The sequence below is a fragment of the Thiobacillus sp. SCUT-2 genome, assembly GCF_035621355.1.
Classification (GTDB): Bacteria; Pseudomonadota; Gammaproteobacteria; order Burkholderiales; family Thiobacillaceae; genus Thiobacillus; species Thiobacillus sedimenti.
In genome coordinates this window covers 1,782,855-1,805,077 of record NZ_CP141769.1, presented here as the reverse complement: position 1 = coordinate 1,805,077, position 22,223 = coordinate 1,782,855, and the positions used below count along the sequence as shown (strand labels likewise).

General features: G+C 66.1%; 16 protein-coding genes and 2 tRNA genes. 14 read left to right on the top strand and 4 right to left on the bottom strand.

Annotated elements, in window-relative coordinates; all coding sequences use genetic code 11:
- Positions 1-94 precede the first annotated feature (94 nt).
- The 11 genes from VA613_RS08865 to VA613_RS08815 all read left to right on the top strand — a co-directional run bounded on the left by VA613_RS08865 (position 95) and on the right by VA613_RS08815 (position 14,680).
- On the top strand, positions 95-568 hold the full coding sequence (locus tag VA613_RS08865) for a MerR family transcriptional regulator (RefSeq protein WP_296653336.1): 474 nt from the start codon (positions 95-97) through the stop codon (positions 566-568).
- Complete coding sequence (locus VA613_RS08860) at positions 565-3,528, top strand: HsdM family class I SAM-dependent methyltransferase (RefSeq protein WP_296653335.1); 2,964 nt, start codon at positions 565-567, stop codon at positions 3,526-3,528. Before VA613_RS08865 ends, VA613_RS08860 begins: the two co-directional genes overlap by 4 nt.
- Positions 3,525-4,190: a hypothetical protein gene (locus VA613_RS08855; RefSeq protein ID WP_296653333.1), complete on the top strand. Its 666-nt coding sequence runs from the start codon at positions 3,525-3,527 to the stop codon at positions 4,188-4,190. Before VA613_RS08860 ends, VA613_RS08855 begins: the two co-directional genes overlap by 4 nt.
- A 134-nt stretch (positions 4,191-4,324) precedes the next feature.
- On the top strand, positions 4,325-5,590 hold the full coding sequence (locus VA613_RS08850) for a TIGR03862 family flavoprotein (protein WP_324778736.1): 1,266 nt from the start codon (positions 4,325-4,327) through the stop codon (positions 5,588-5,590).
- Positions 5,574-7,223, top strand: coding sequence for an NAD(P)/FAD-dependent oxidoreductase (locus tag VA613_RS08845; RefSeq protein ID WP_324778735.1), 1,650 nt, complete (start codon positions 5,574-5,576; stop codon positions 7,221-7,223). The genes VA613_RS08850 and VA613_RS08845 overlap by 17 nt, the downstream gene beginning before the upstream one ends.
- 92 nt (positions 7,224-7,315) lie before the next feature.
- Positions 7,316-7,654 carry an ArsR/SmtB family transcription factor gene (locus tag VA613_RS08840; protein ID WP_324778734.1) on the top strand — a complete coding sequence of 113 codons (339 nt, stop codon included), beginning with the start codon at positions 7,316-7,318 and terminating at the stop codon, positions 7,652-7,654.
- A complete protein-coding gene (locus tag VA613_RS08835; RefSeq protein ID WP_324778733.1) occupies positions 7,651-8,118 on the top strand; it encodes an ArsI/CadI family heavy metal resistance metalloenzyme in 468 nt (155 codons plus the stop codon). Before VA613_RS08840 ends, VA613_RS08835 begins: the two co-directional genes overlap by 4 nt.
- A gap of 30 nt (positions 8,119-8,148) precedes the next feature.
- On the top strand, positions 8,149-8,574 hold the full coding sequence (locus tag VA613_RS08830) for an arsenate reductase ArsC (protein ID WP_324778732.1): 426 nt from the start codon (positions 8,149-8,151) through the stop codon (positions 8,572-8,574).
- Positions 8,575-8,611: 37 nt separating this feature from the next.
- The gene (gene arsB / locus VA613_RS08825; RefSeq protein ID WP_324778731.1) at positions 8,612-9,712 is read left to right on the top strand and encodes an ACR3 family arsenite efflux transporter; all 1,101 of its coding nucleotides are present in this window, start codon (positions 8,612-8,614) and stop codon (positions 9,710-9,712) included.
- A gap of 75 nt (positions 9,713-9,787) precedes the next feature.
- The gene (locus VA613_RS08820) at positions 9,788-10,684 is read left to right on the top strand and encodes a universal stress protein (protein WP_324778730.1); all 897 of its coding nucleotides are present in this window, start codon (positions 9,788-9,790) and stop codon (positions 10,682-10,684) included.
- Positions 10,685-10,819: 135 nt separating this feature from the next.
- Positions 10,820-14,680 carry a DUF1631 family protein gene (locus tag VA613_RS08815; RefSeq protein WP_324778729.1) on the top strand — a complete coding sequence of 1,287 codons (3,861 nt, stop codon included), beginning with the start codon at positions 10,820-10,822 and terminating at the stop codon, positions 14,678-14,680.
- Positions 14,681-14,717: 37 nt separating this feature from the next.
- Here the strand turns inward: VA613_RS08815 and VA613_RS08810 are convergent.
- Both VA613_RS08810 and gltX read right to left on the bottom strand, forming a co-directional pair.
- Positions 14,718-14,793: transfer RNA gene (locus tag VA613_RS08810), tRNA-Thr, on the bottom strand.
- Between the two features lie 47 nt (positions 14,794-14,840).
- The gene (gene gltX, locus VA613_RS08805) at positions 14,841-16,229 is read right to left on the bottom strand and encodes a glutamate--tRNA ligase (RefSeq protein WP_324778728.1); all 1,389 of its coding nucleotides are present in this window, start codon (positions 16,227-16,229) and stop codon (positions 14,841-14,843) included.
- A gap of 112 nt (positions 16,230-16,341) precedes the next feature.
- On the opposite strand from gltX, the gene VA613_RS08800 reads away from it, so the two are divergent.
- From VA613_RS08800 to VA613_RS08790, 3 genes are all read left to right on the top strand, one after another.
- A tRNA-Val gene (locus tag VA613_RS08800) sits at positions 16,342-16,416 on the top strand.
- 143 nt (positions 16,417-16,559) lie between these two features.
- Entirely contained in the window at positions 16,560-17,996 is a 1,437-nt protein-coding gene (locus tag VA613_RS08795) for a DEAD/DEAH box helicase (RefSeq protein WP_324778727.1), read from the top strand.
- A gap of 215 nt (positions 17,997-18,211) precedes the next feature.
- Entirely contained in the window at positions 18,212-19,741 is a 1,530-nt protein-coding gene (locus VA613_RS08790) for a class I SAM-dependent methyltransferase (protein WP_324778726.1), read from the top strand.
- Here the strand turns inward: VA613_RS08790 and VA613_RS08785 are convergent.
- Positions 19,725-21,962 carry a putative bifunctional diguanylate cyclase/phosphodiesterase gene (locus tag VA613_RS08785; protein WP_324778725.1) on the bottom strand — a complete coding sequence of 746 codons (2,238 nt, stop codon included), beginning with the start codon at positions 21,960-21,962 and terminating at the stop codon, positions 19,725-19,727. The two genes, VA613_RS08790 and VA613_RS08785, sit on opposite strands and share 17 nt — an antisense overlap.
- A gap of 16 nt (positions 21,963-21,978) precedes the next feature.
- On the bottom strand, positions 21,979-22,218 hold the full coding sequence (locus VA613_RS08780) for a sulfurtransferase TusA family protein (RefSeq protein WP_324778724.1): 240 nt from the start codon (positions 22,216-22,218) through the stop codon (positions 21,979-21,981).
- Positions 22,219-22,223 lie beyond the last annotated feature (5 nt).

Genomic DNA, 22,223 nt, shown 5'->3' with positions numbered 1-22,223 from the left:
AGAGGCGGCGGATACGGCAGCCGCCTTGATTCTCGTTGCGGGTAACTGCTTCATATGCAAGAATACACAGGTTTTCTAGTTGTCGACAACGGAAATGCCTACAATCATAGCCATTCAGTACACTCAGGATCAGATGCGCGCCCTTACTGGCGTGTCTGTAGAGACGGTGCGGCATTGGCGGAAGACTGTTCCGTACTTGGCAACCAAGACAGGGAAAGCGGCACGCTTCAGTTTTGCCGACTTGCTGGGTTTGGCCGTCACAAACGAACTGGTGAGGTCGCTAGGTGTCCATATTGGCACGGTGAGTTCCGGCGTGGATGCGCTGTTCAGGCTGCTGGCTGACGCCAGTGCCCAAGTACTGGATGGTGGCGTTGTGCTCGTTACAGCGACTGGGGCCAGTTTTCATGAATTGGGGACTTGGAGCGTTGGTGCCGGGGCTCAACCGGCCTTTGCTATCCCGCTCACCCCGCTGATCGCGCGACTTCAGCAGCATATGCTGCCTGTCATGCTGGTACCAAGCCAAGTAGCATTACCTTTTCCGCCTGAAGCCATCAGGAGCAGGGCGTGAACAGTGCAACGCTCGAACAGGTACTCGCGGCAACTGGCTACTTACCGGACGGTCAGCCCGCAGCCGGACTTCGGCTTGGCGCCGAGGCGCAGTCGTCACGGCGTGGCCGCGTCTTCACTCCCGACGCGCTCTGGCGTAGCGCATCGTCGCTGACCATCTATTTCAAGTTCGAGCAGAGTGTGCCTTCCGAGGATTTAGTCAGCCAGTGGCGGCGAGAAGTGTGGAATGAAGGGTTCGCGCCGTTGCTGTGGGTTATTTCTCCGCAACGCATCGACCTGTACAACGGTTTTGGCGCGCCTGTGAAGGATGGCGATGCGCAGAGGCACTTGATCCGTCGCTTCGAAAACATTGAGAAGTCTCTTCAGCAGTTGGACGAGCTGGCCGGCCGATTGGCGATCGAGACGGGTCAATTCTGGACACAGGTGCCAACCGTCGATCGCAAGACCAGTGTTGATCAGAGGCTTCTGTCCGACCTTGCTTCTCTTGAGCACGATCTCGTCGATGGAAAATTGGCACGAAGTGCGGCTCAGGCCTTGATCGGGCGGGTGATCTTTACCCAGTACCTGATCGATCGGCAAATTGTCAGTGCCACACGTCTGAAAAGGGCGTGTGGGTATACGGTCTTACCGGCGATCCTGCGGGACAGGTCTGCGACAGCACAGCTGTTTGCCTGGTTGGCTCAGACCTTCAATGGCGACATGTTCCCCCCTTCGTCGGTGGAGACGACGCCGGCCACCCATCATTTGAAGCGCGTCGCTGAGTTCCTGGAAGCGGTTGATCCTCAAAGCGGCCAGCTCAATTTCTTTCCTTATCAGTTCGATGTGATTCCCGTTGAACTGATTAGCTCGATCTACGAACAGTTCGCGCATGCCGAACCAGGCATAGGCGGGCAACGCACCGAGGCGTTACGAAACGGCGTGCACTACACGCGACTGTCCGTCGTTTCCTTGGTCCTCGATGAGGTAATGGATGGACTGTCGGGACAGGAGTCTGTACTAGATTTGACTTGCGGATCTGGCGTTTTCCTGGTCGAGGCGTTGCGGCGCTTGGTCTATCTACGTACCGAGGGACAGCCACCTACTCGGGAAGTAATCCGCTCAACGTTGTATGAACAAGTGTATGGGGTAGACATCAGCGAAGCTGCCATTCGCGTGGCAGCATTCAGTTTGTACTTGGCTGCGCTTGAACTGGACCCCGATCCCCAGCCGCCGCAGTCTCTGAAGTTCCGGCCTCTGATTGGCAAGACGTTGCTTATTGGCGACGCTCGGAGCGTAGAACGTCATGCTGATGGAAAGGCCGTATTAACGACGCCCACCGGCTTAAAGCAATTCGATTTGATCGTAGGCAATCCGCCTTGGAGCTTCAAAGGTCAGGCAGGAACTGAAGTACGGCGCAAGACTAGAACTGCGGGCGTCCCTGCGCAGCCGCGGGGGGAAGGTTTGGACTTCGTGTTGCGGGCGACAGAGTTCGCGCATGACCAGACTCGCTTCGGCGTCATTCTCAGCGCAACACCGTTTTTTAGCCGCAGCGGTACAGGCATGGCGGCGGCTCTGCACCTCATGCGCGCGTTGGCCCCCGTCACACTGGTTAACCTGTCCAATTTGTGCAGTTGGCTCTTCGCAACCGCAACGATGCCAGCTGTGGTGCTCTTTGCGCGTCACCGCCCGAAGCAGAGAGCAGATCAGGTGACGGTCGTTCAGATTCCCTGGACGCCCAGCGGTGCCAGAACCCATTCGTTCGAGGTGGCCCCAAGCGATGTCATCGAGTTGAGCCTGGAGGAGATCGAGAGGCAGCCGCTCAAGTTGAAGGCTGCTGCCGTAGGCCGCCGCCGTGATCTCTTGCTACTGGCGGAATTGACATCGACACACCAAAGTCTGAGTGACCAGTTCGCGTTGCTTGATACTAAGTTCAGTGATGGATTGACTCAAGGCAAGCCAGCGAAGCAGACGCGTGACGCGAGCGAAATGAAGGGCCTGGAATTCCTGCAGACCAACGACATGCAGCACTTCCATATTCCCAACAATTTGCCGATATACGACCAATCGTCGGCTCAGTGGCCACGCTCACGTGACACGTACCGAGCCCCCTTGTTGATCGTCAAAGAGATGGTGGTAGGGCACCCGCGAGCTTTGGTTGCGGTCGCCAATCGTGATGTTGTGTTTACGGATTCTTTCTTCGCTGCGTCATTACCTTCGAGCCACAAGCAATCGGCGCATCTGCTCGCTGCAATCTTGAGTTCCGCGCTCGCATCGTGGTTCTTCGGCTTGACGGCCTCCGAATTCGGTATCTATAAGCGAAAGTTGTTGATGCGCGATGTCGGGTTTCTGCCGGTTCCTGATTTGCGTGCCTCCGCAAAGTCTCCGGCTGGACGGCGCTTGCTGGACTTGGAGAAGGTGCTGCGAAAGCAGGAGATTGGCGCACAAGAGTGGAACGCCGTGGATGAGGCAGTCTTCGATCTCTACGAGCTTAGTGACGCTGACCGCGTTGTCGTTCTAGATGGGCTTCTGCGCGCTGGATGGCAGTGGGAGGATGGTCGTGAGGCCTCCGTAGTCCCGTCGGATAGTAGATCCGAAATGGTGGCGTATGCCCAGACTTTCCTGTCTGTAATGAATGGTTGGTTCTCGGCCCGCAATAAGCGGCACATGCGCGCCGAAGTGATGGATCTACCGAGGGGGGCGGCCCTGCGCGTCGTGCGCTTTGTCGTGGAAGACGGGCCAGGCGAGGCGACTATAAGTTTAGTGAACCCTCAAGGCGAATTACACGACATGCTTACGCGAATTGGTCAGCGCTTGAAAGTAAAGATTGCGACCGCCCTCAGCGCCGAGCGAGAGCTACGCGTTCACGGACGCAATGAGCTGGTGATTATCAAACCGGCAGCTCGACGTCACTGGATGCGCGTTGCAGCTCTGGAGGATGCCGATACGGTCGTCGCGGAGAGCTTCTTAGGGGGCGACGTTTGAGGATTCCGTATGAGACTCCTCCTGCACTCGGCAGAGAGTTCATCGAGTTGGCGCCCGAGGTTGTTGCCGCAATTCTGCTAACGGTCAATGCGGGTTGGCAGCAAGCGGATACAGCCGTAGATGTGAATACCGACGCTGGCGAGGTGCTCATGACAGAACGCCTGCGCGACGGGATGCGCAATGCGCTGAAGAACTCTTCATGGAAGCTTATTGTGCTGCCCGGCACCGAATCTCGATCAAAAAGCACTGTGGTGTTGCCGGACGGGCGTACCGACATTCCGTTAATGATGATCGAAGTTTTCTTGCGTACCCAGGAGCATGATCCTCATGCGATTATTGAATGCAAGCGGATCGCGGGCTCAGACAGGCATCTATGCCGTGAGTACGTCGTCGAAGGTATCGACAGGTTCGCCAGCGGAAAATATGGTGAAAACCATGCTGTTGGATTCATGGTCGGCTACGTCCTCTCTGGTACGGCGAGAGAGGCAGCTGCAGGCATCAATGCATATCTGACACGAGTCTCTCGAACAGGGGACCACCTTGAGTCGACTGTGATAGTTGACACCAACACCTGGTTCAGCCGACATACGCGTGTAAAGCCGTCTGATCCGATTGGCTTGCACCATACGTTGCTCGGAGTGGCTAACGTGGCGGGAGGCTAAGCCGGACTTGGTTGGACATGACCATCCCTCATGCCAGCAAGGGTTTATTTTTTGACGGTATAAGTGACGGTAAAGTGTGATGATAAGAGCAACGAAAGCTAGTGCCCATGAGGGTTTTAAGGCCTCTGAAACAATTGAGTGGGAATGATCGGGTAGGGAAGCGCGTCGCCGTCATCGGTGCCGGCCCCGCCGGTCTGATGGCGGCCGAAGTCCTCGCGCAGGGCGGCGCCGAGGTCGATGTCTACGACGCCATGCCCTCCGTCGGCCGCAAGTTCCTGCTGGCGGGCATCGGCGGGATGAACATCACGCACTCCGAACCCCTTGAGTCCTTCGTCGCGCGCTACGGCGGGCGCATCGCGGCCCTCCGCGCGTTGCTCGAGGCTTTTCCTCCAGCCGCGTTGCGTGACTGGATCCACGGTCTCGGCATCGAGACCTGCGTCGGCTCGTCGGGCCGTGTGTTCCCCACCGGGATGAAAGCCGCGCCGCTGCTGCGCGGCTGGCTGCACCGCCTGCGCGAAGCCGGCGTGCGCTTTCACGTGCGCCATCGCTGGCTGGGATGGAATGCGGCGGGTGCGCTGTGCTTCGCCACGCCCGCGGGCGAGCGGGCCCTGAACGCCGATGCGGTGGTGCTCGCGCTCGGCGGCGCCAGCTGGCCGAAGCTGGGCTCCGATGCCGCCTGGGTGCCGGTGCTCGCCGAGCGCGGTGTCGACATCGCGCCGCTGGTGCCGTCCAACTGCGGCTTCGACGTCGCGGGCGGCTGGAGCGAACATTTGCGAACCCGCTTTGCCGGCCAGCCGCTGAAGACCGTTGCGCTGCGCTTCACCGATGCGTCCGGGCGCCTGCAGGAGCGGAAGGGCGAGCTGATGCTGTCGGATACCGGCATCGAGGGCAGCCTGGTCTATGCATTGTCTGCCCCGCTGCGCGACACCATCGCGGCGCAGGGCGCGGTCATGCTCGAACTCGACCTCCTGCCGGACAGGACGCTGGAGCGGGTCGTCGCGGAGGTGTCGCATCCGCGCGGTTCGCGCTCGCTGGCGAGCCACCTGCAGAGCCGTACCGGGCTGAAGGGTGCGAAGGTCGCGCTGCTGCACGAAATCCTCTCGAAGGCGGCGCTGAATGATCCGGCACAGCTCGCCCACGCGATAAAATCGCTGCCGCTCACGCTCGTTGCCGCGCGGCCGATCGAAGAAGCGATCAGCAGCGCCGGCGGCGTGCGCTTCGAGGCGCTGGATGCGAGCCTCATGCTGCGCGCGCTGCCCGGCGTGTTCGTTGCCGGCGAGATGCTCGACTGGGAGGCGCCGACCGGCGGCTACCTGCTCACCGCCTGCTTCGCCAGCGGGCGTGCCGCGGGACAGGGGGCGCTGAACTACCTGAAGATACACCATGCTGCGACTGACTGAAATCAAGCTGCCGCTCGACCATCCGCCCGAGGCCTTGCGTGCGGCGATCCTGCAGCGCCTCGGGGTCCGCGACGACGCCCTGCTCGCCGTCCGCATCTTCAAGCGTGCCTATGACGCACGCAAGAAGCACGCGCTGCTGCTCGTGTACACGGTCGACGTCGAGGTGGCGAACGAGGCGGCGCTGCTGAAGAAATTCCGCAACGATGCGCATGTGAGGCCGTCGCCGGACATGGACTACCGCTTCGTCGGCCACGCGCCGGACAGCCTCGATGAGCGTCCGCTCGTCGTCGGCTTCGGCCCCTGCGGCATCTTCGCCGCGCTTGTCCTCGCCCAGATGGGATTCAAGCCCATCGTGCTCGAGCGCGGCAAGGCGGTGCGCGAGCGCACCCAGGACACCTGGGGGCTGTGGCGCAAGAAGGTGGTCAACCCCGAGTCCAACGTGCAGTTCGGCGAGGGTGGAGCGGGCACCTTCTCCGACGGCAAGCTCTACAGCCAGATCAAGGACCCGCGCCATCTCGGGCGCAAGGTCCTGACCGAGTTCGTCAAGGCGGGCGCACCGGAAGAGATCCTGTATGTGTCGAAGCCGCACATCGGCACCTTCCGCCTCGTGTCCATGGTCGAGGCCATGCGCCACGAGATCGAGCAGCTGGGCGGCGAGATCCGCTTCGAGCAGCGCGTGACCGATGTGCTGATCGAGGACGGCCGGGTCGCCGGGGTCGTGCTCGCCAGCGGCGAGACCTTGAAGAGCCGCCACGTCGTGCTCGCGCTCGGCCATAGCGCGCGCGACACCTTCGAGATGCTGCATGCACGCGGCGTGCACCTGGAGGCCAAGCCGTTCTCGATCGGCTTCCGCATCGAGCACCCGCAGTCGCTGATCGACCGCGCGCGGCTGGGGCCGAACGCCGGCAATCCGCTGCTCGGTGCGGCCGACTACAAGCTGGTGCATCACGCCAAGAACGGGCGCACGGTCTACAGCTTCTGCATGTGTCCCGGCGGCACCGTCGTGGCGGCGACCTCGGAGCCGGGGCGAGTCGTGACCAACGGCATGAGCCAGTATTCGCGCAACGAGCGCAACGCCAACGCCGGCATCGTCGTCGGCATCACGCCGGCGGATTTCCCCGGCGACGATCCGCTCGCCGGCATCCGGCTGCAGCGCGAACTCGAAGCGCGCGCCTTCGTGCTCGGCGGCGGCGACTATCAGGCGCCGGGGCAGCTGGTCGGCGACTTCCTCGCAGGCAAGCCGTCCACGGAATTGGGCAGCGTCGAACCGTCTTACAAGCCGGGCGTGCATCTGACCGACCTCGCGACCGCACTGCCGCCGTTTGCGATCGAGGCGATCCGCGAGGCGCTGCCGGCCTTCGACAAGCAGATCCAGGGTTTCGCAATGAAGGACGCTGTGCTCACCGGCGTTGAGACGCGCACCTCGTCGCCGGTGCGCATCACGCGCGGCGACGATTTCCAGAGCCTGAACGTCAAGGGCCTGTATCCGGCGGGCGAGGGCGCGGGCTACGCCGGCGGCATCCTGTCGGCTGGGGTCGACGGCATCAAGGTCGCCGAGGCGGTCGCGCGCGACGTGCTGGGGCTGGAGGCGGCCCAGTCGGGCGGGCGCGCCGGGCCGGGCTGCGACTACTGAGCCGGCGTCCACCGCGTTCGTCCGGATCGCAAGGGGTGGCTTCACAAAAGTTTCATTTGCTTTTGCCTTAACATTTCAATATTGTTTTAAACATGGAAACAAGAGCCGCCGTCGCCGCGCTTGCCGCGCTCGCCCAGGATTCCCGCCTGGCGATCTTCCGCACCCTGGTCCAGGCCGGTCCTGCGGGGCTCGCCGCGGGAAAAATCGGCGAACTGACGGGTATCGCGCCGTCCTCGCTGTCCTTCCACTTGAAGGAGCTGGCGCACGCCGGCCTGGTGGAGGCGCAGCCGGCCGGGCGCTTCGTCATCTACACGGCGAACTTCGACACCATGAACGCGCTGCTCGGTTTTCTCACCGAAAACTGCTGCGGCGGCAATCCCTGCTCGCCGGTCCATACACCGGCTTGTGCAACCGACAAGGAGTCAACATGAAACGCCTGCACGTCCACGTCGCGGTCGACGACCTCGCCGCCAGCGTCAAGTTCTATTCGACGATGTTCGCCGCCGAGCCGACCGTGCTCAAGCCCGACTACGCGAAATGGATGCTCGACGATCCGCGCGTCAACTTCGCGATCTCGGCACGCGGCGCGCCGGCCGGCCTCAATCACCTGGGCGTGCAGGTCGAATCGACCAAGGAACTCGCCGAAATGAACGCCCGCCTGCAAAAGCTGGAAGGCGAAGTGGTCGAGGAAATGGGCACTGCCTGCTGCTACGCGAAATCCGACAAGTACTGGGCGACCGACCCCACCGGCATCGCCTGGGAGACCTACCACACGCTCGACAGCATCCCGGTGTTCGGCGGCCAGGCAGAGGGCGAGTGCTGCGTGCCCGAGCCGGTGGCCAAGGTGTCGAGTTGCATTCCGGTCAAGGGCAAGGCGTCCTCGGGCTGCTGCTGATTTGAATCTTCCCACCTGCAAGGGCATAACGTGAACACACCCTACACCGTGCTGGTGCTGTGCACCGGCAATTCCTGCCGCTCGCAGATGGCCGAGGTGCTGCTGAACCATGACCTCGCCGGCCAGGTGCGCGCGCTGTCCGCCGGCACCCGGCCGCAGCCCAAGGTCGCCGATGGCGCGATCGCCGCCCTGAAAGCCGCGGGCCTCGACACCGAGGGCCTGCACCCGAAGGACATCGACGCGGTGATGAGCGAAGATATCGATCTCGTCGTGACCGTGTGCGACAACGCCAAGGAAGCCTGCCCGGTCTTCCCCAGGCCGATTCCGTCGATCCACCTGCCGTTCCACGATCCGCACGGCGAACCGCTGCAGAGTTTTCTCGCCGTGCGCGACGACATCCGTACGCGCCTGGTCGCGGCGGTGCGCGAGAAACTCGGCCTCAAGGCCGCCGCCTGACCGGAATGGACGCGTCAAGCTTGCTGGCGTTCGCTTGATGAGCGCACAGTGTGAAGTCACGGCCAAGGTGGCGGCAGGTGCGCCGATGAGCGCGTTCGAGCGCGGGCTCACGCTGTGGGTCGCGCTGTGCATCGTCGCCGGCGTCGCGCTGGGCCAGCTGTTCCCCGCGCCGTTCCAGGCGCTCGGGCGCATGGAAGTGGCGCAGGTGAACCTCCCGGTCGGCCTGCTGATCTGGGTGATGATCGTCCCCATGCTGATGAAGATCGACTTCGGCGCGCTGCACCAGGTGAAGGCGCACTGGAAGGGCATCGGCGTCACGCTCTTCGTCAACTGGGCGGTCAAGCCCTTCTCGATGGCGCTGCTGGCGTGGCTCTTCATCCGGCACCTGTTCGCGCCCTGGTTGCCGGCCGGGCAGCTCGACAGCTACGTCGCCGGCCTCATCCTGCTCGCGGCCGCGCCGTGCACGGCGATGGTCTTCGTGTGGAGCCGGCTCACCGGCGGCGACCCCTATTTCACGCTGTCGCAGGTGGCGCTGAACGACGCCATCATGATTTTCGCCTTCGCGCCCATCGTCGGCCTGCTGCTGGGGCTCTCGGCGATCGTGGTGCCGTGGGACACACTGTTTCTCTCGGTGCTGCTGTACATCGTGATTCCGGTGATCCTCGCGCAGGTGTGGCGCAAGACCTTGCTCAGGCGCGGGCAGGCGGCGTTCGACGCCACGCTCGCGAGACTGGGCCACCTGTCCATCCTCGCGTTGCTCGCCACGCTGGTGCTGCTGTTCGCCTTCCAGGGCGAGCAGATCCTCGTGCAGCCGCGGGTCATCGCGCTGCTTGCCGTACCCATCCTGATCCAGGTGTTCTTCAACTCCGGGCTCGCCTTCTGGCTGAACCGGAAAGCGGGCGAGAAGCACAGCGTCGCCTGTCCCTCCGCGCTGATCGGCGCGTCGAACTTCTTCGAGCTGGCAGTGGCGGCGGCGATCGCGCTGTTCGGCTTCGAGTCGGGCGCGGCACTCGCCACCGTGGTCGGCGTGCTGATCGAGGTGCCGGTGATGCTGGTGGTGGTGAAACTGGCGAATCGCAGCAAGGCGTGGTACGAGGCCGGCCTGGCCGCGCGCAGCCAGGCCGGCGCCCGGCGCTGAGATCGGCAAGCGCCCCCGGGGACGGGCGCGCTGTCTATCATGAGTGTTGCACATCGTGCCAACCCGGAGACTGCCATGGGCCCGCTTCGCTGCATCGTCGTCGCAACGGACTTTTCCGCCACGGCCGAACGGGCCGTGCAGCGCGCCGCGCGGGTCGCACAGGCGCACAAGGCCGAACTGCACCTGCTGAATGTCGTGCGCCCGCTCGACCTCTACCCGGGCCTGACGATGGCCCCGGACGAGTTCGGCCACTACGACCAGGAATTGCAGCAAGCCGAGCAGACGCGCCTGGAGGCGCTGGCGGCCCGCCTCGCCGACGAATGGGGCATCCGCGCCCAGGCCACCACACGGCTCGGGCGCGCCCATGCCGAAATCGCCGCCTACGCGCAGGAGGTGGCCGCCGATCTCGTCGTCGCCGGGGCACGCGGCGAGAACACGCTGATGGACCTCTTCCTGGGCTCGACTGCCTCCCGCCTGCTGCGGCTCGCGGCCTGCCCCGTCCTGCTCGTCCGGCGTGCCGCGGACACGCCCTACCAGCAGGTGCTGGCGGCGGTCGACTTCTCGCCCGTTTCCGCGGCCGTGGTCGAGCATGCGCTTCGGCTGGCCGACGGCGCACCGGTCTTGGCGCTGCATGTCCTCGGCAGCGAGGTGGAACAGCGCCTGCGCCGGGCGAAGCGCAACCAGGCGGACGTCACCGTCTGGCTCAACCGGCTGCGCGGTGATGCCGAAACGCAGCTGGACACCTTGCTGGCGCATGTGGAGCACGGCGCATCCGTCGCCCGACGGGTGCAGCCTGGATTTTCGCCGGCCGCCATCTGCCAGTGCATCGAGGATTGCCACGCCGATCTTGTCGTGTTGGGACGGCACGGCCATGGCGGCGGACTGCAGGACTGGATGCTGGGCAGCGTCAGCAAGGACGTGGCGTTCGCCGCGCCCTGCGACGTGCTCCTCATCGGCCTCGGCGGGGCGTAGCGCGGCGGCCGTTGCCCCCTGGGCTCCCCGCGATTTTTTTCCACGCCAGCCCTGCAGCGCGCCGGATATCCGCCGTTACTTGCGGATAAGGGGGTCGTCCCGGTACGGTCACGCCACTTGAACACTCAGCATCACATGGGCCTTGCTCCTATCGAAGCCGGCGGGCGGGAAAAGCGCCGCTACGCGCGGCAGCCGACCGCGCAGTCGGCGCACGTGCGGTTCGGCGAAGGCTCGGCCATCTCTGCCGAGATCCGCGACTATTGCCTGACCGGGCTCTACCTCGTCTTCCCGGGCGGTCAGACGCCGGATGAAGCCCTCCAGGCGCTGGCCGGCACACCGGTCCAGGTGAGCTTCGCGGCGGGAAACACGGTCGTCTACCGCTGCGATGGCCGCGTCGCGCACGCCTCGTCCGTCGGCGTCGGCATCTTCGTTCCGGCGATGCCGGAAGGCGCGCTGCGCGCGCTTCGTCTGGCGGGCGGACCGCCTGGTAGGGCGGCCGCGCGCGCGCCGGCCAGCGCGTTGGACTCCCGCGACGCCGAGGTCATGAAGCAGGCCTGCACCAGCCATCTGCGGGGATTCCTCGACGCCGTGATGCAGGACGTGTTCCAAGAGGCCGGCGAGCACCTCAGGGAAGCCGGCCAGGAGCAGTTCACCTTCCTCGAGCGCTCCCGCTACGAATACGGTGCCGAGGAACTGGCCCGCGAGCGCGGCCGCATCGAGAGCGGCTTCTTCGACACCCTGCGCGAGCGCGTTCAGCATGTCGAGCCCGTGGAGCACGATCCGCGCGGCGCCGAAGGCAAGCCGCGCCTTGCCCTGGTCGAAGAGGCGGAGTTCGAGGACTGGCTCAACCTGTCGGCGGTCATCCGTCCGGTCGAGACCGAGCTGGCCGTGCAGCTCGATGGCTTCGAACGCCGCTACAGCCGGCTCGCGGGCGTCGCCGTCGATCGCAGGAACAATCCGTTCGGGCCGGAAGTGATCGGCCGCACGTTCCAGGGCGCGATCCAGGCGCTGGATTTCTCCAATCCGATGCGGAACGTGCTCTACAAGGCGCTTGGGGAGGCGCTGGTCCGCCATGGTCCGGCGCTCTACCGGCAGCTCAACGAGACCGTCGCGTCGGTGGAACCGGTCGCCGTGCCGCCGAACGAGCGGGCGCCTGCGCCGACACCCGATGCAGGCCGGGCGGATCGTGCCGCCGCCGACCTCGCGGGCGTCGCGGATGCGTTGAACAGCCTGTATGGGCAGGGCGCCGGCGCCACGGCGCCGGCGGGCGAGCCGGCCGACTACAGCCTCGACCGCATTCTGGCGGCGCTCGCGCCTGCGTCGCCGCGCCCGGCGCCGGCGGGGCGGGTGCCGCGCGCCACCCCGGACGCGCCCTTGCTGCACGTCGTCGATCGCCTGCAACAGGCTGCGGGACGGGCGGATCGTCAGACGGGCGGAGCTTCTGCGCCGGCCGCTCCGCATGCCAGCCTGGCGGACCTGCTGGGGGCCCTGGACGGCCTGCCCGCGACGAGCCAGGCGGGGACGGACGGTTCGGCGGCCGTTTCGCTGCAGAACCTGATCCGGTCCGGCATCGTGGCGCCCGACGGTGCGCGGGCCGTTGCGCCGGCACATCGCCGGGTTCTGGAGACCGCGTCGGGACTGTTCCAGCGCGCCCGCGAGGACCTCGTGCCGAGTTCGGACCTCGACGCGCTGATCAAGCGCCTCGAGCGCCCGCTGCTCAAGCTGGCGCTGCAGGATGCGCGCTTTCCGTCGATGCCCGACCATCCTGCCCGCCAGGTGCTCGATCGCATCGAGCAATTCGCTGCTGCGGCGGACGACAAGGGCCGCTTCTTCGATCCCAAGCTGCAGCGCTTCCTCTATCTGCTGGTCGACCGCATCTGCAGCCGCGCCGATGCGGATCCGGGCGTGTTCGAGGCCGTTCGGGACAGCCTCGACAAGGTGCTGCCGCCGATTCTGCAGATCCGCAGGACCCGCGTCGCGCGCCTGCAGGAGGCGAGCGAGGGCCGCGAGCGCGTCCGCATGGCCCGCCTGCGCGTCAACGAGGCGCTGGAAGCGCGGCTGGCGGGGAAGACCGTGCCCGCCGCCCTGCTGCGTCTTCTCGACGCCGGCTGGCGCCAGCACCTGGTGCTGCTGGAGATGCGCGAAGGTTTGCAGGGGCCGGCCGTGCAGGCGGCGCTGGCGGTGCTCGACCGACTCTTCGCCTTGCTTGCGGCGGACGGCGGGGATCCCGCCCCTGCGACGGTACGTCAGGCCCTGCTCGACGCGATCGAGCAGGGCCTGGCGGCCGTCAACGTCGACACCGCCCTGGCGACGGCGTTTGCCGGGGAGCTGGCGGATAAGCTGTCCAATCCGGCCGCGGGTGCCGCGGGGCAGATCCGCATCCCGCCAGGCCGCCTGCATGCCCCGCCGGATGAGGTGCGAAGCCCCCCCTTGGTCGACGGCCTGCGCGTCGGAACCTGGTGGGAAATCGCCCTGGACGGCAGCCCGGTGCCGATGCAACTCATCTGGGTCAGCCAGCCGCCCTTCGGGTGTGCCTTCGCCAACCGATCCGCCACCGAGAAGCGCGAGTTCACCCTCGCGGAATTGTCGCGACGGATCCAGGGCGGCGAGGCCAAGCCGGGCAAGGATCTGGATCTGCCGCTGATCGAACGCTCCGAGCAGTCGCTGTTCGACGAAACCTACCGGCATCTGGTGCAGCAGGCGATGCTCGACCCGGTCACGGGACTGCTCAATCGCAGGGGTTTCCTGCAGCGCCTCGAGCAGCTCGCCGTGCCCGCGGACGACGGGCAGGTGCACGCCGTCGGCATCGTCGAGTTCGACCAGTTCCGCATGATCACCAACACCTGCGGCGTCGAGGCGGCCGAGGCGCTGTCGCGCGTGCTGGCCGAGAAGGTGCGGTCCCTTGTCGGGCCCGACGCGGTCGTCGCCGCATTCCGCGACGACACGCTGGCGCTGCTGCTGCCGGATTGCAGGCGTGCCGACGGCTGCCAGGCGATCGAGCGGCTGCTGGAGGATCTCAAGGATCATCCGTTCGACCATGGACCACACCGCTACAGCCTCGGCTTCAATGTCGGCATCGCCGAGTATTCTCCCGCCAGTCTGAGCGCCGTCGAGGCGGTGCGCCGCGCCGACTCCGCGTGCCTCACCGCCAAGGCGCTCGGGCGCAATCGCATGCAGGTCTACGAGCAGGCCGGCAAGCTGGTGCAGTCCCAGGAATCCCTCATGGACTGGGCCGGGCGGATCGACACCTTCCTCAAGGGCGGCGGGCTGCACCTGCGCTGCCAGCAGGTGCGCCCGATCGCGGACGATGCCGGTCTCGCGCCGTACTACGAGATCCTGCTCGGGATCGAGGGCGAGCCGGGGATCGCGGTCGACCCGATGCATTTCATCCCGGCTGCCGAGCGATTGCAGCGCGCACACGAGATCGACATCTGGGTCATGCGCAACGTATTCGAATGGATCGGGGCGCATCGGCCACATTTCGATGCGCTCGGCGGCTTCGCCATCAACCTGTCCGCCACCTCGCTGAACCATCCGGAGGTCGTGGCTTTCCTGCGCAAGGCGCTGAACGACAGCCGGCTCCCGGCGGACAAGCTCACCTTCGAGATCACGGAAACCGCAGCCATCGGCAGCTATGGCGCCGCGCAGGAATTCATCCGCGAAGTGCGGCGCTACGGCTGCAAGTTCTCGCTGGACGACTTCGGCAGCGGCTTCACGTCCTATGCGCACCTGAAGAACCTGCGCACCGACGCGCTCAAGATCGACGGCAGCTTCGTGCAGGACATGCTGGAGAACCCGGCGGACTACGCGATGGTGAAATCCATGAACGACGTCGGGCATTCGCTCGGCCTGCGCACCGTCGCCGAATACGTCGAATCGCCGATGATCCTCCAGGCGCTGCGCGAGCTCGGCGTCGACTATGCCCAGGGCTATGCCGTCCACAAGCCTTGCCGCCTCGATGCGCTGCTGCCGCAGGCCCGCTCGCTGCAGCCATAAAAAAACGCCGCTCGGAGAGCGGCGTTTTTCCTACAACTGGTGCCGGCGATCGGAATCGAACTGACGACCTTCGCATTACGAATGCGCTGCTCTACCAACTGAGCTACGCCGGCGAAAAACAGCGCGCATTATAGCGAATTCGAATGCGCTTGTGGCGCCCTTACAAGGCCGCTCTCAGGCGGGCAATCACCTTCTCCCTGCCGATCAGCTCCAGCGTCGCGTCGATCGCCGGCGTCTGCGGCTCGCCCGTCACCAGCACGCGCACCGGCATCGCCAGCTTGGGCATCTTGAGGCCGTGCGCCGCGAGCGTTTCCTTGAACGCGGCACTGATGGCGCTGCGTTCCCAGGTCAGGGCTTCGAGGCGGGATACGAGATCGGCCAGCGCCGGCAGCACTTCGGGCGTGACGTGCTGCGCCAGCAGTTCGGGCGTCGGGTGCAGCGTGCGGTAGAACAGGGTGGCGGCGTCGGCGAGCTCCTCGATCGTCGCGGCGCGCTCCTTGACCAGCGCGACCACGGCCACGAGGTCGGGGCCGTCGTCCAGCGCGGCGCCGTTGCGGATCAGGAAGGGGCGCGCCAGGTCCGCCAGCCGCGCGTCGTCGGCCGCCTTGATGTACTGCTGGTTGAGCCAGCGCAGCTTCTCCGTGTTGAACTGCGCCGCCGAAGGCGTGATGTGGTCGAGGTCGAACCACTGCACGAACTGCTCGCGGCTGAACAGTTCGGCGTCGCCATGCGACCAGCCGAGCCGCGCGAGGTAGTTGACGACCGCCTCCGGCAGGTAGCCGTCGTCGGCGTACTGCATCACCGACACCGCGCCGTGACGCTTCGAGAGCTTGGTGCCGTCGTCGCCGAGGATCATCGAAAGATGGGCGTACTGCGGGATGGTCGCGCCGAGCGCCTTGAGGATGTTGATCTGGCGCGGGGTGTTGTTGACGTGGTCGTCGCCGCGGATGACGTGGGTGATCTTCATGTCCCAGTCGTCGACCACGACGCAGAAGTTGTAGGTCGGCGTCCCGTCGGCGCGCGCGATGATGAGGTCGTCGAGCTCCGCATTCGAAAACTCGATCGTGCCCTTGACCAGGTCTTTCCACGCCACCGTGCCCTCGGTCGGGTTGCGGAAGCGCACCACCGGCTGCACGCCGGACGGCGGCACCGGCAGTTCCTTGCCCGACTCGGGGCGCCAGCGGCCGTCGTAGCGCGGTTTTTCGCCGCGTGCGCGCTGCGCCTCGCGCATCGCGTCGAGTTCTTCCGGGCTGCAGTAGCAGTAATAGGCCTGGCCAGCGGCGAGCATCTGCTCGATCACTTCCTTGTAGCGGTACAGGCGCTTGGTCTGGTAGAACGGGCCTTCGTCGTGGCTGAGGTCGAGCCAGGCCATGCCGTCGAGGATCGCCTGCACCGCCTCCGGGGTCGAGCGCGCGATGTCGGTGTCCTCGATGCGCAGGATGAACTGGCCGCCGTGATGCCGCGCGAACGCCCACGAGAACAGCGCGGTGCGGGCGCCGCCGATGTGCAGGTAGCCGGTGGGGGAGGGGGCGAAGCGGGTGCGGATCATGAACGGGGCCGAGCGAAAAAGGCTCTATTTTACTGGATTGCGGCCCGTGAAATTGACCTCGCCCGCGTGCCTGTGGTTTAATTCGCGCCGCTGTCGTTACCGCAGCCCTCGGGGGCAGTTAGCTCAGCGGTAGAGCACTGCCTTCACACGGCAGGGGTCACAAGTTCGAACCTTGTACTGCCCACCATCCCGAATACGTCCCGTCCGGAACTTCATGCCGGGCAGCCCGCTTCCACCAATCGTTGCGGGTTTTTGCAGCGATCTCGCGATCATCTCCGTCTGCCTCGATTGGTGTTGCCGCCAGTGCAACGGGCCGTCGCAGGAAACCCCATGACTGTTGAAAACACCTTTGCCGGCCTCGCGCTGGCCGACCCCATCCTGCGTGCCATTGCCGACGCCGGCTACACCACGCCCACCCCGATCCAGGCGCAGGCGATTCCGCAGGTGCTGCAAGGTGGCGACCTGCTCGCCGCGGCGCAGACCGGCACCGGCAAGACAGCCGGCTTCACCCTGCCGATCCTGCACCATCTGTCGACGCGCGCTGCGCAGGCGCCTAAGCCCGGCCGTCCGCGCTGCCTGATCCTGGTGCCGACACGCGAACTCGCCGCGCAGGTCGAGGAATCGGTCAAGACCTATGGCAAGTACCTGTCGCTCACCTCGATGGTGATGTTCGGCGGCGTCAACATCAATCCGCAGTTCAAGGCGCTGAAGTCGCGCGTCGACATCCTGGTCGCCACGCCGGGCCGCCTGCTCGATCACGTCGGGCAGAAGACGGTCGACCTGTCCGGCGTCGAGATCCTCGTGCTCGACGAAGCCGACCGCATGCTCGACATGGGCTTCATCCGCGACATCAAGAAGGTGCTCGCCGTGCTGCCAAAAACGCGGCAGAACCTGCTGTTCTCGGCAACCTTCTCCGACGAGATCCGCACGCTCGCCAACGGTCTGCTGCACAACCCGAAGAGCGTCGAGGTCGCACGCCGCAACACCACGGTGGAAGTGGTCGAGCAGTCGATGCACCGCGTGCCGCAGGCGCACAAGCGCGACCTGCTGGCGCACCTGATCAAGCACCACGACTGGCAGCAGGTGCTGGTGTTCACCCGCACCAAGCACGGCGCCAACAAGCTCGCCGAGAAACTGATCAAGGACGGCATCACCGCCGCCGCGATCCACGGCAACAAGAGCCAGTCCGCGCGCACCAAGGCGCTGGCGAGCTTCAAGGATGGCAGCGTGCGCGTGCTGGTGGCGACCGACATCGCCGCGCGCGGCATCGACATCGACCAGCTGCCGCAGGTGGTCAACTTCGAGCTGCCCAACGTGCCGGAGGATTACGTCCACCGCATCGGCCGCACCGGCCGCGCCGGGGCCACGGGCTCGGCGCTGTCGCTGGTGGACGACGAGGAAATGGGCTACCTGCGCGACATCGAGAAGCTGATCAAGCGTTCGATCGTCCGCGTCGAGATCGAACCCGGCTTCGTGCCGCCAGCCAAGGCCGACCTGATGTCCGACGAACGCCCGCCGCGCCCGCCGCAGGGACGTGGCGCGCCGCGCCAGAACAATGGCCCGCGCCAAGGGCAGCCGTCCAGGCCGGCGCAGCCCGGCAGCCGCAACGCCTCGGGGCGTGCGCCGCAGGGCAAGCCCGCGGGCGGTGCCAAGCCGGCGGCCAGGCCAGCGCCCGACCGCGCCGGGGCGAATCACCCCGCGCAGCCGCGCAAGCCGCGTCCGCAGGCCGCGCTGTTCTCCTCCAAGCCGGGGTCGCGCGGGCATTGAAGGTGAGGGGAAGGAGTCAAGGGTAAGCGGTAGCCATCACCGCTCACCGCTCACCGCTCACCGCTCACCGCTCACCACTCACCACTCACCACTCACCACTCACCACTCACCACTCACCACTCACCACTCACCACTCACCACTCACCACTCACCACTCACCACTCACCACTCACCACTCACCACTCATTTCCGCGCGATGCGGCACAATTCGTGCCATGGTCACCCTCGCCAGCTACGACGAACTGCCCTACGACAGCCTGCCGCTGCCGGAAACCCAGCCGGATTTCCTGGCGGCCATCGCGCGGCTGCATGGCTTCGAGTCGCCCGATCCGCGCCGCGCGCGCATCCTCGAACTGGGCTGCGCCCAGGGCGGCAACCTGATCCCGCTGGCCTGGCGCTGGCCCGATTGCGAGTGCGTCGGCGTCGAGTTGTCACGCGTGCAGGCCGAGGCCGGCGCTGCGTTCATCCGCAGCCTGGGGCTTGCCAATGTCCGTATCCTGCACGGCGATCTGGCCGCGCTGCCCGCCGATCTCGGCGAGTTCGACTACATCATTGCGCACGGCGTGTTTTCGTGGGTGCCGCCTGCGGTGCAGGCCGCACTGCTCGACGTCTGCCGCCGCCACCTGGTGCCGCGGGGCCTCGCCTATGTCAGCTTCAATGTCGCGGCCGGCTGGACGCCCCTGCTGCCGCTACGCGCCGCCCTCGTCGAGCGCACGGCGGCGGGCCTGCCGGCGCCGGCGCGCTACGCCCGGGCGCTGCGCGTACTCGACGACCTGCAGGCGGAATGGCGCGATCCGCTGCTGCTGAAGGAGATCGCCTATCTGAAAGGTGCGGCGCCCTCCTATCTGTTCCACGAATACCTCGCGGAGTTCAACGCACCGATCGGGTTTTCCGATTTCGCGACGCAGCTCGACGCGCACGGTCTGCGTTACGTCGGCGAAGCCGGGCCCCGCAACGCGGTGGTCGAGCTCGAGGATGCCTGGGGGCTGGCCCCCGAGGGCATGACAGGGCGCTGGATCGATGCCGAGTGCGCGCTCGACGACGCTTTCGGCACGCGCTTTCGCCGTGCCCTCATCGCGCGCGCCGATGCGGCCTGCGCCCATCCGCCGCAGGCCAGGGCCCTGGGCACGCTGGCGTTCTGCGCCGACCTGCGCAGCGACGAGGAAATCGATCTGGAGGACGCTATCGAACAGGCGTTCGTCAATCCGGCCGGCAACGCCTTCCGGGTCGGGGAACCGCTCCTGAAGGCGGCCGTGATGGTGCTGGCGGCGCGCTATCCGCAGGCGATCGCCTACGCTGAGCTGCTGGCAGCCGCGCGTGCGCTGCTGCAGGAATACGGTGCGGAGCCGCCGGCCGACGCAGCCGCGTTCGGCGACGCCCTTTTCGCGCTGGCGATGGCGCACGGCGTGATGCCGACGGTGTGGGAAGGCCCCACGGGGCATGCGCCGCCCAAACGCCCGTGCGCGCATGCGCTGGCGCGACAGCAGGCGGGGACGCCCGGATGGGTGGTGAGCGGCGCGCGCCATGTGGCGCTCGATCTCGACGTGCCGGGCCGCGCCCTGCTCGCCGCCCTCGACGGCAGCCGGACGATCGATCAACTGCTCGACCTCATGCGAGCCGCGCTTGCGCAGGCGGGGAGCGTGCCGGCGCCGGAGCGGCTGCTGGAAGCGATGTGGCGACAGCTCTGGCTGTTCGCGCGCCAGGGCCTGCTGCAGGACGGCTCGCCGCCTAGCCGAGAGCCTTGATGCCGTCGTCGGGGTGGGCTTGCTGGAGGCGGGAGGCGAAGGCGGCGAAGGCGTCGGCAGCGACCGGTTCCGAGTGAAGGAAGCCTTGCACCTTGGTGCAGCCGATCTGCGCCAGATACGTCTGCTGGACGGAGGTTTCGATGCCTTCGGCAATCGCATCGAGGCCCAGTGAACTGGCCAGCGCGATGATGGCGGTGGCGATCGCGCAGTCGTTGGCGTCGGTCGGGATGTCGCGCACGAACGAGCGATCGATCTTGAGATTGTCGATCGGCAACTGCTTCAGGTAGCTGAGCGAGGAATAGCCCGTGCCGAAGTCGTCGATGGCGACGCGGATGCCGTGCTCGCGCAGCTGGCTCAGCACCCATCCGCATAGTTCGATGTCACGCAGCAGCACGTTTTCGGTCAGCTCGATCTGCAGCCGCTGGCCCGGCAGGCCGCTTTCCTGCAGCAGTGCGATGACCCGGTCGGCGAAGTCGGGCTGCGCGAGCTGCACCGCGGAGATGTTGACCGAGATGTAATCGAGCTTGAGTCCGTTGCTGCGCCAGGTGCGCATGCTCGCCAGGGCCTCGCGCAGGATCCATTCGCCGAGCGGCACGATCAGGCGGTTTTCCTCCGCGAGCGGGATGAAGACGTCGGGCGTCCGGGCGCCGGCCGGCCCGCCCGGCCAGCGGATCAGCGCTTCGCATGCAATGACCCGGCCGTGCGCGATGTCCACGATGGGCTGGTAGTGGAGCGCGAAGCCGCCGTCTTGCACCGCGGCGCGCAGGGCCCTGTCGAGCTCGATCCTGCTGCGGGCGGCCGCCGACAGCTCCGCGTTGTAGCGCACGTGGCCGTCGCGTCCCGCATCCTTGGCGCGATACATGGCGGTATCCGCGTTCTTCAGCAGCGTGATCGCGTCGGCGCCATCCTCGGGATAGAGCGTGATCCCGATGCTGCAGCGGACGTGCAGGTCGATGCCGCCGACCTGGAAGGGCTGCTTGAAGGCGGTCACGATCTTGTCGGCCAGGCTGACGGCAGCCGCGTGCGAAGCCTGGTCCTCCATCAGGACGACGAACTCGTCCCCGCCCAGCCGCGCCAGCGTATCCGAGCGCCGCACCAGGCTGCGGAGCCGCTGGGCCGCCTCGACCAGCAGCTGGTCCCCGACGTGGTGGCCGAGGCTGTCGTTGATGTTCTTGAAGTGGTCGAGATCGATGAAGAGGAGGGCCACGGCGTCGCCGTTGCGCACGGCACGCGCGATGAGGTGCTGCAGCCGGTCGCCGAACAGCAGGCGGTTCGGCAGCTCGGTCAAGGCGTCGTGATGGGCGAGGAAGTCGAGCCGGCTCTGCGTTTCCTTGATCGACGAAATGTCGGTCATGACCGAGATGTGGTGCGTCAGCGCGCCGTCGGCATCGCGGACTTCGCTGATCGTCTGCAGCACCGGGACGATGCGGCCGTCGCGGGCGCGGTTGAGGGTCTCGCCGTGCCAGCGGCCCGTCTGCCGCAGCGCGTGCCACATGGCCTCGTAGAAGGCCGGCTCGTGCAGGCCGGATTTGAGGATCGCGGGCGAGGTGCCGATCAGTTCGTCCCGCGGGAAGCCGGTGATGCGGCTGACCGCGGCGTTGACCTCGACGATGCGGTTGTCGGCGTCGGTGATCAGGATGCCTTCGCCGACGTCGCTGAAGATCCTGGCATAGAGCTCCAGATGGCGCGCGTTTTCCTTCTGCTGGGTGATGTCGGTGAACAGCACGACGGTCTTCGCGTGGCTGCCCGTTTCGTCAAGGATGCGCGAGGAGACCAGCTGGAGATCCCGTGCACCGATCGCGACGATGCGCGGCAGCTCATTCGCGGCTTCGCCGATCGCCGCCAGCATGCCGGCCAGGGGGGCCATGTCGGCGGCCGGACGGCCGATGATCCGGTCCCGCGCGGCGCCGTCGAACAGCCAGTCGAGGGCCTGGCGGTTGCAGTCTTCGATGCGGTTGTGGAGGTCGAGGACGAGGACCGCCGCGCCCAGGGTGTCGAAGATGGCGCGGATCTCGCGTGTCGCGAGATCGAGCCGATGGTTCGTCGTATTGAGGTGGGCGATCACCTGCGTGAAGGAGTCCGCGACGATGCCGATGGGGTCGAGCTCGATCAGCATGTCGTCGTCGAGCTCCTCGGGGCGCAACGGCAGGGTCCCGATGACCGCCAGCAATTGGTCGACCTTGGCGCGGATGTAGCGGAGGGCGTCCTTCTCGCTCGGCATCGGGTCTCGGCTTTCCTCAGTCGCCGCCGAAAACGCGGATCCGGTAGGCAGCGTCCAGGCGGGTGACCTCGGTGCGGAATCCCATGCGGCCCACGGTGGCGGGGATGGTCGCCGTGGCCTGGCGGTCGTCGGTCGTCACGACGATTTCAGCGTTTCCCTCGCGGATCGCGCTGCTGTTCTGGTTGACCTCCTTGAGCGTCAGCAGCAGGCAGGAGGGGCAGATCTGGCCTCGAATGTCGATGTCGATGGTCTGCATGGGGC

What these genes read in the sequence shown, in the direction of transcription:
- VA613_RS08865 (WP_296653336.1), top strand. Translation starts at nt 95, where the DNA reads ATGCCTACAATCATAGCCATTCAGTACACTCAGGATCAGATGCGCGCC.
- VA613_RS08845 (WP_324778735.1), top strand. Translation starts at nt 5,574, where the DNA reads ATGCTGCGACTGACTGAAATCAAGCTGCCGCTCGACCATCCGCCCGAG.
- VA613_RS08840 (WP_324778734.1), top strand. Translation starts at nt 7,316, where the DNA reads ATGGAAACAAGAGCCGCCGTCGCCGCGCTTGCCGCGCTCGCCCAGGAT.
- VA613_RS08835 (WP_324778733.1), top strand. Translation starts at nt 7,651, where the DNA reads ATGAAACGCCTGCACGTCCACGTCGCGGTCGACGACCTCGCCGCCAGC.
- arsB (WP_324778731.1), top strand. Translation starts at nt 8,612, where the DNA reads ATGAGCGCACAGTGTGAAGTCACGGCCAAGGTGGCGGCAGGTGCGCCG.
- VA613_RS08820 (WP_324778730.1), top strand. Translation starts at nt 9,788, where the DNA reads ATGGGCCCGCTTCGCTGCATCGTCGTCGCAACGGACTTTTCCGCCACG.
- VA613_RS08815 (WP_324778729.1), top strand. Translation starts at nt 10,820, where the DNA reads ATGGGCCTTGCTCCTATCGAAGCCGGCGGGCGGGAAAAGCGCCGCTAC.
- gltX (WP_324778728.1), bottom strand. Translation starts at nt 16,229, where the DNA reads ATGATCCGCACCCGCTTCGCCCCCTCCCCCACCGGCTACCTGCACATC.
- VA613_RS08795 (WP_324778727.1), top strand. Translation starts at nt 16,560, where the DNA reads ATGACTGTTGAAAACACCTTTGCCGGCCTCGCGCTGGCCGACCCCATC.
- VA613_RS08790 (WP_324778726.1), top strand. Translation starts at nt 18,212, where the DNA reads ATGGTCACCCTCGCCAGCTACGACGAACTGCCCTACGACAGCCTGCCG.
- VA613_RS08785 (WP_324778725.1), bottom strand. Translation starts at nt 21,962, where the DNA reads ATGCCGAGCGAGAAGGACGCCCTCCGCTACATCCGCGCCAAGGTCGAC.
- VA613_RS08780 (WP_324778724.1), bottom strand. Translation starts at nt 22,218, where the DNA reads ATGCAGACCATCGACATCGACATTCGAGGCCAGATCTGCCCCTCCTGC.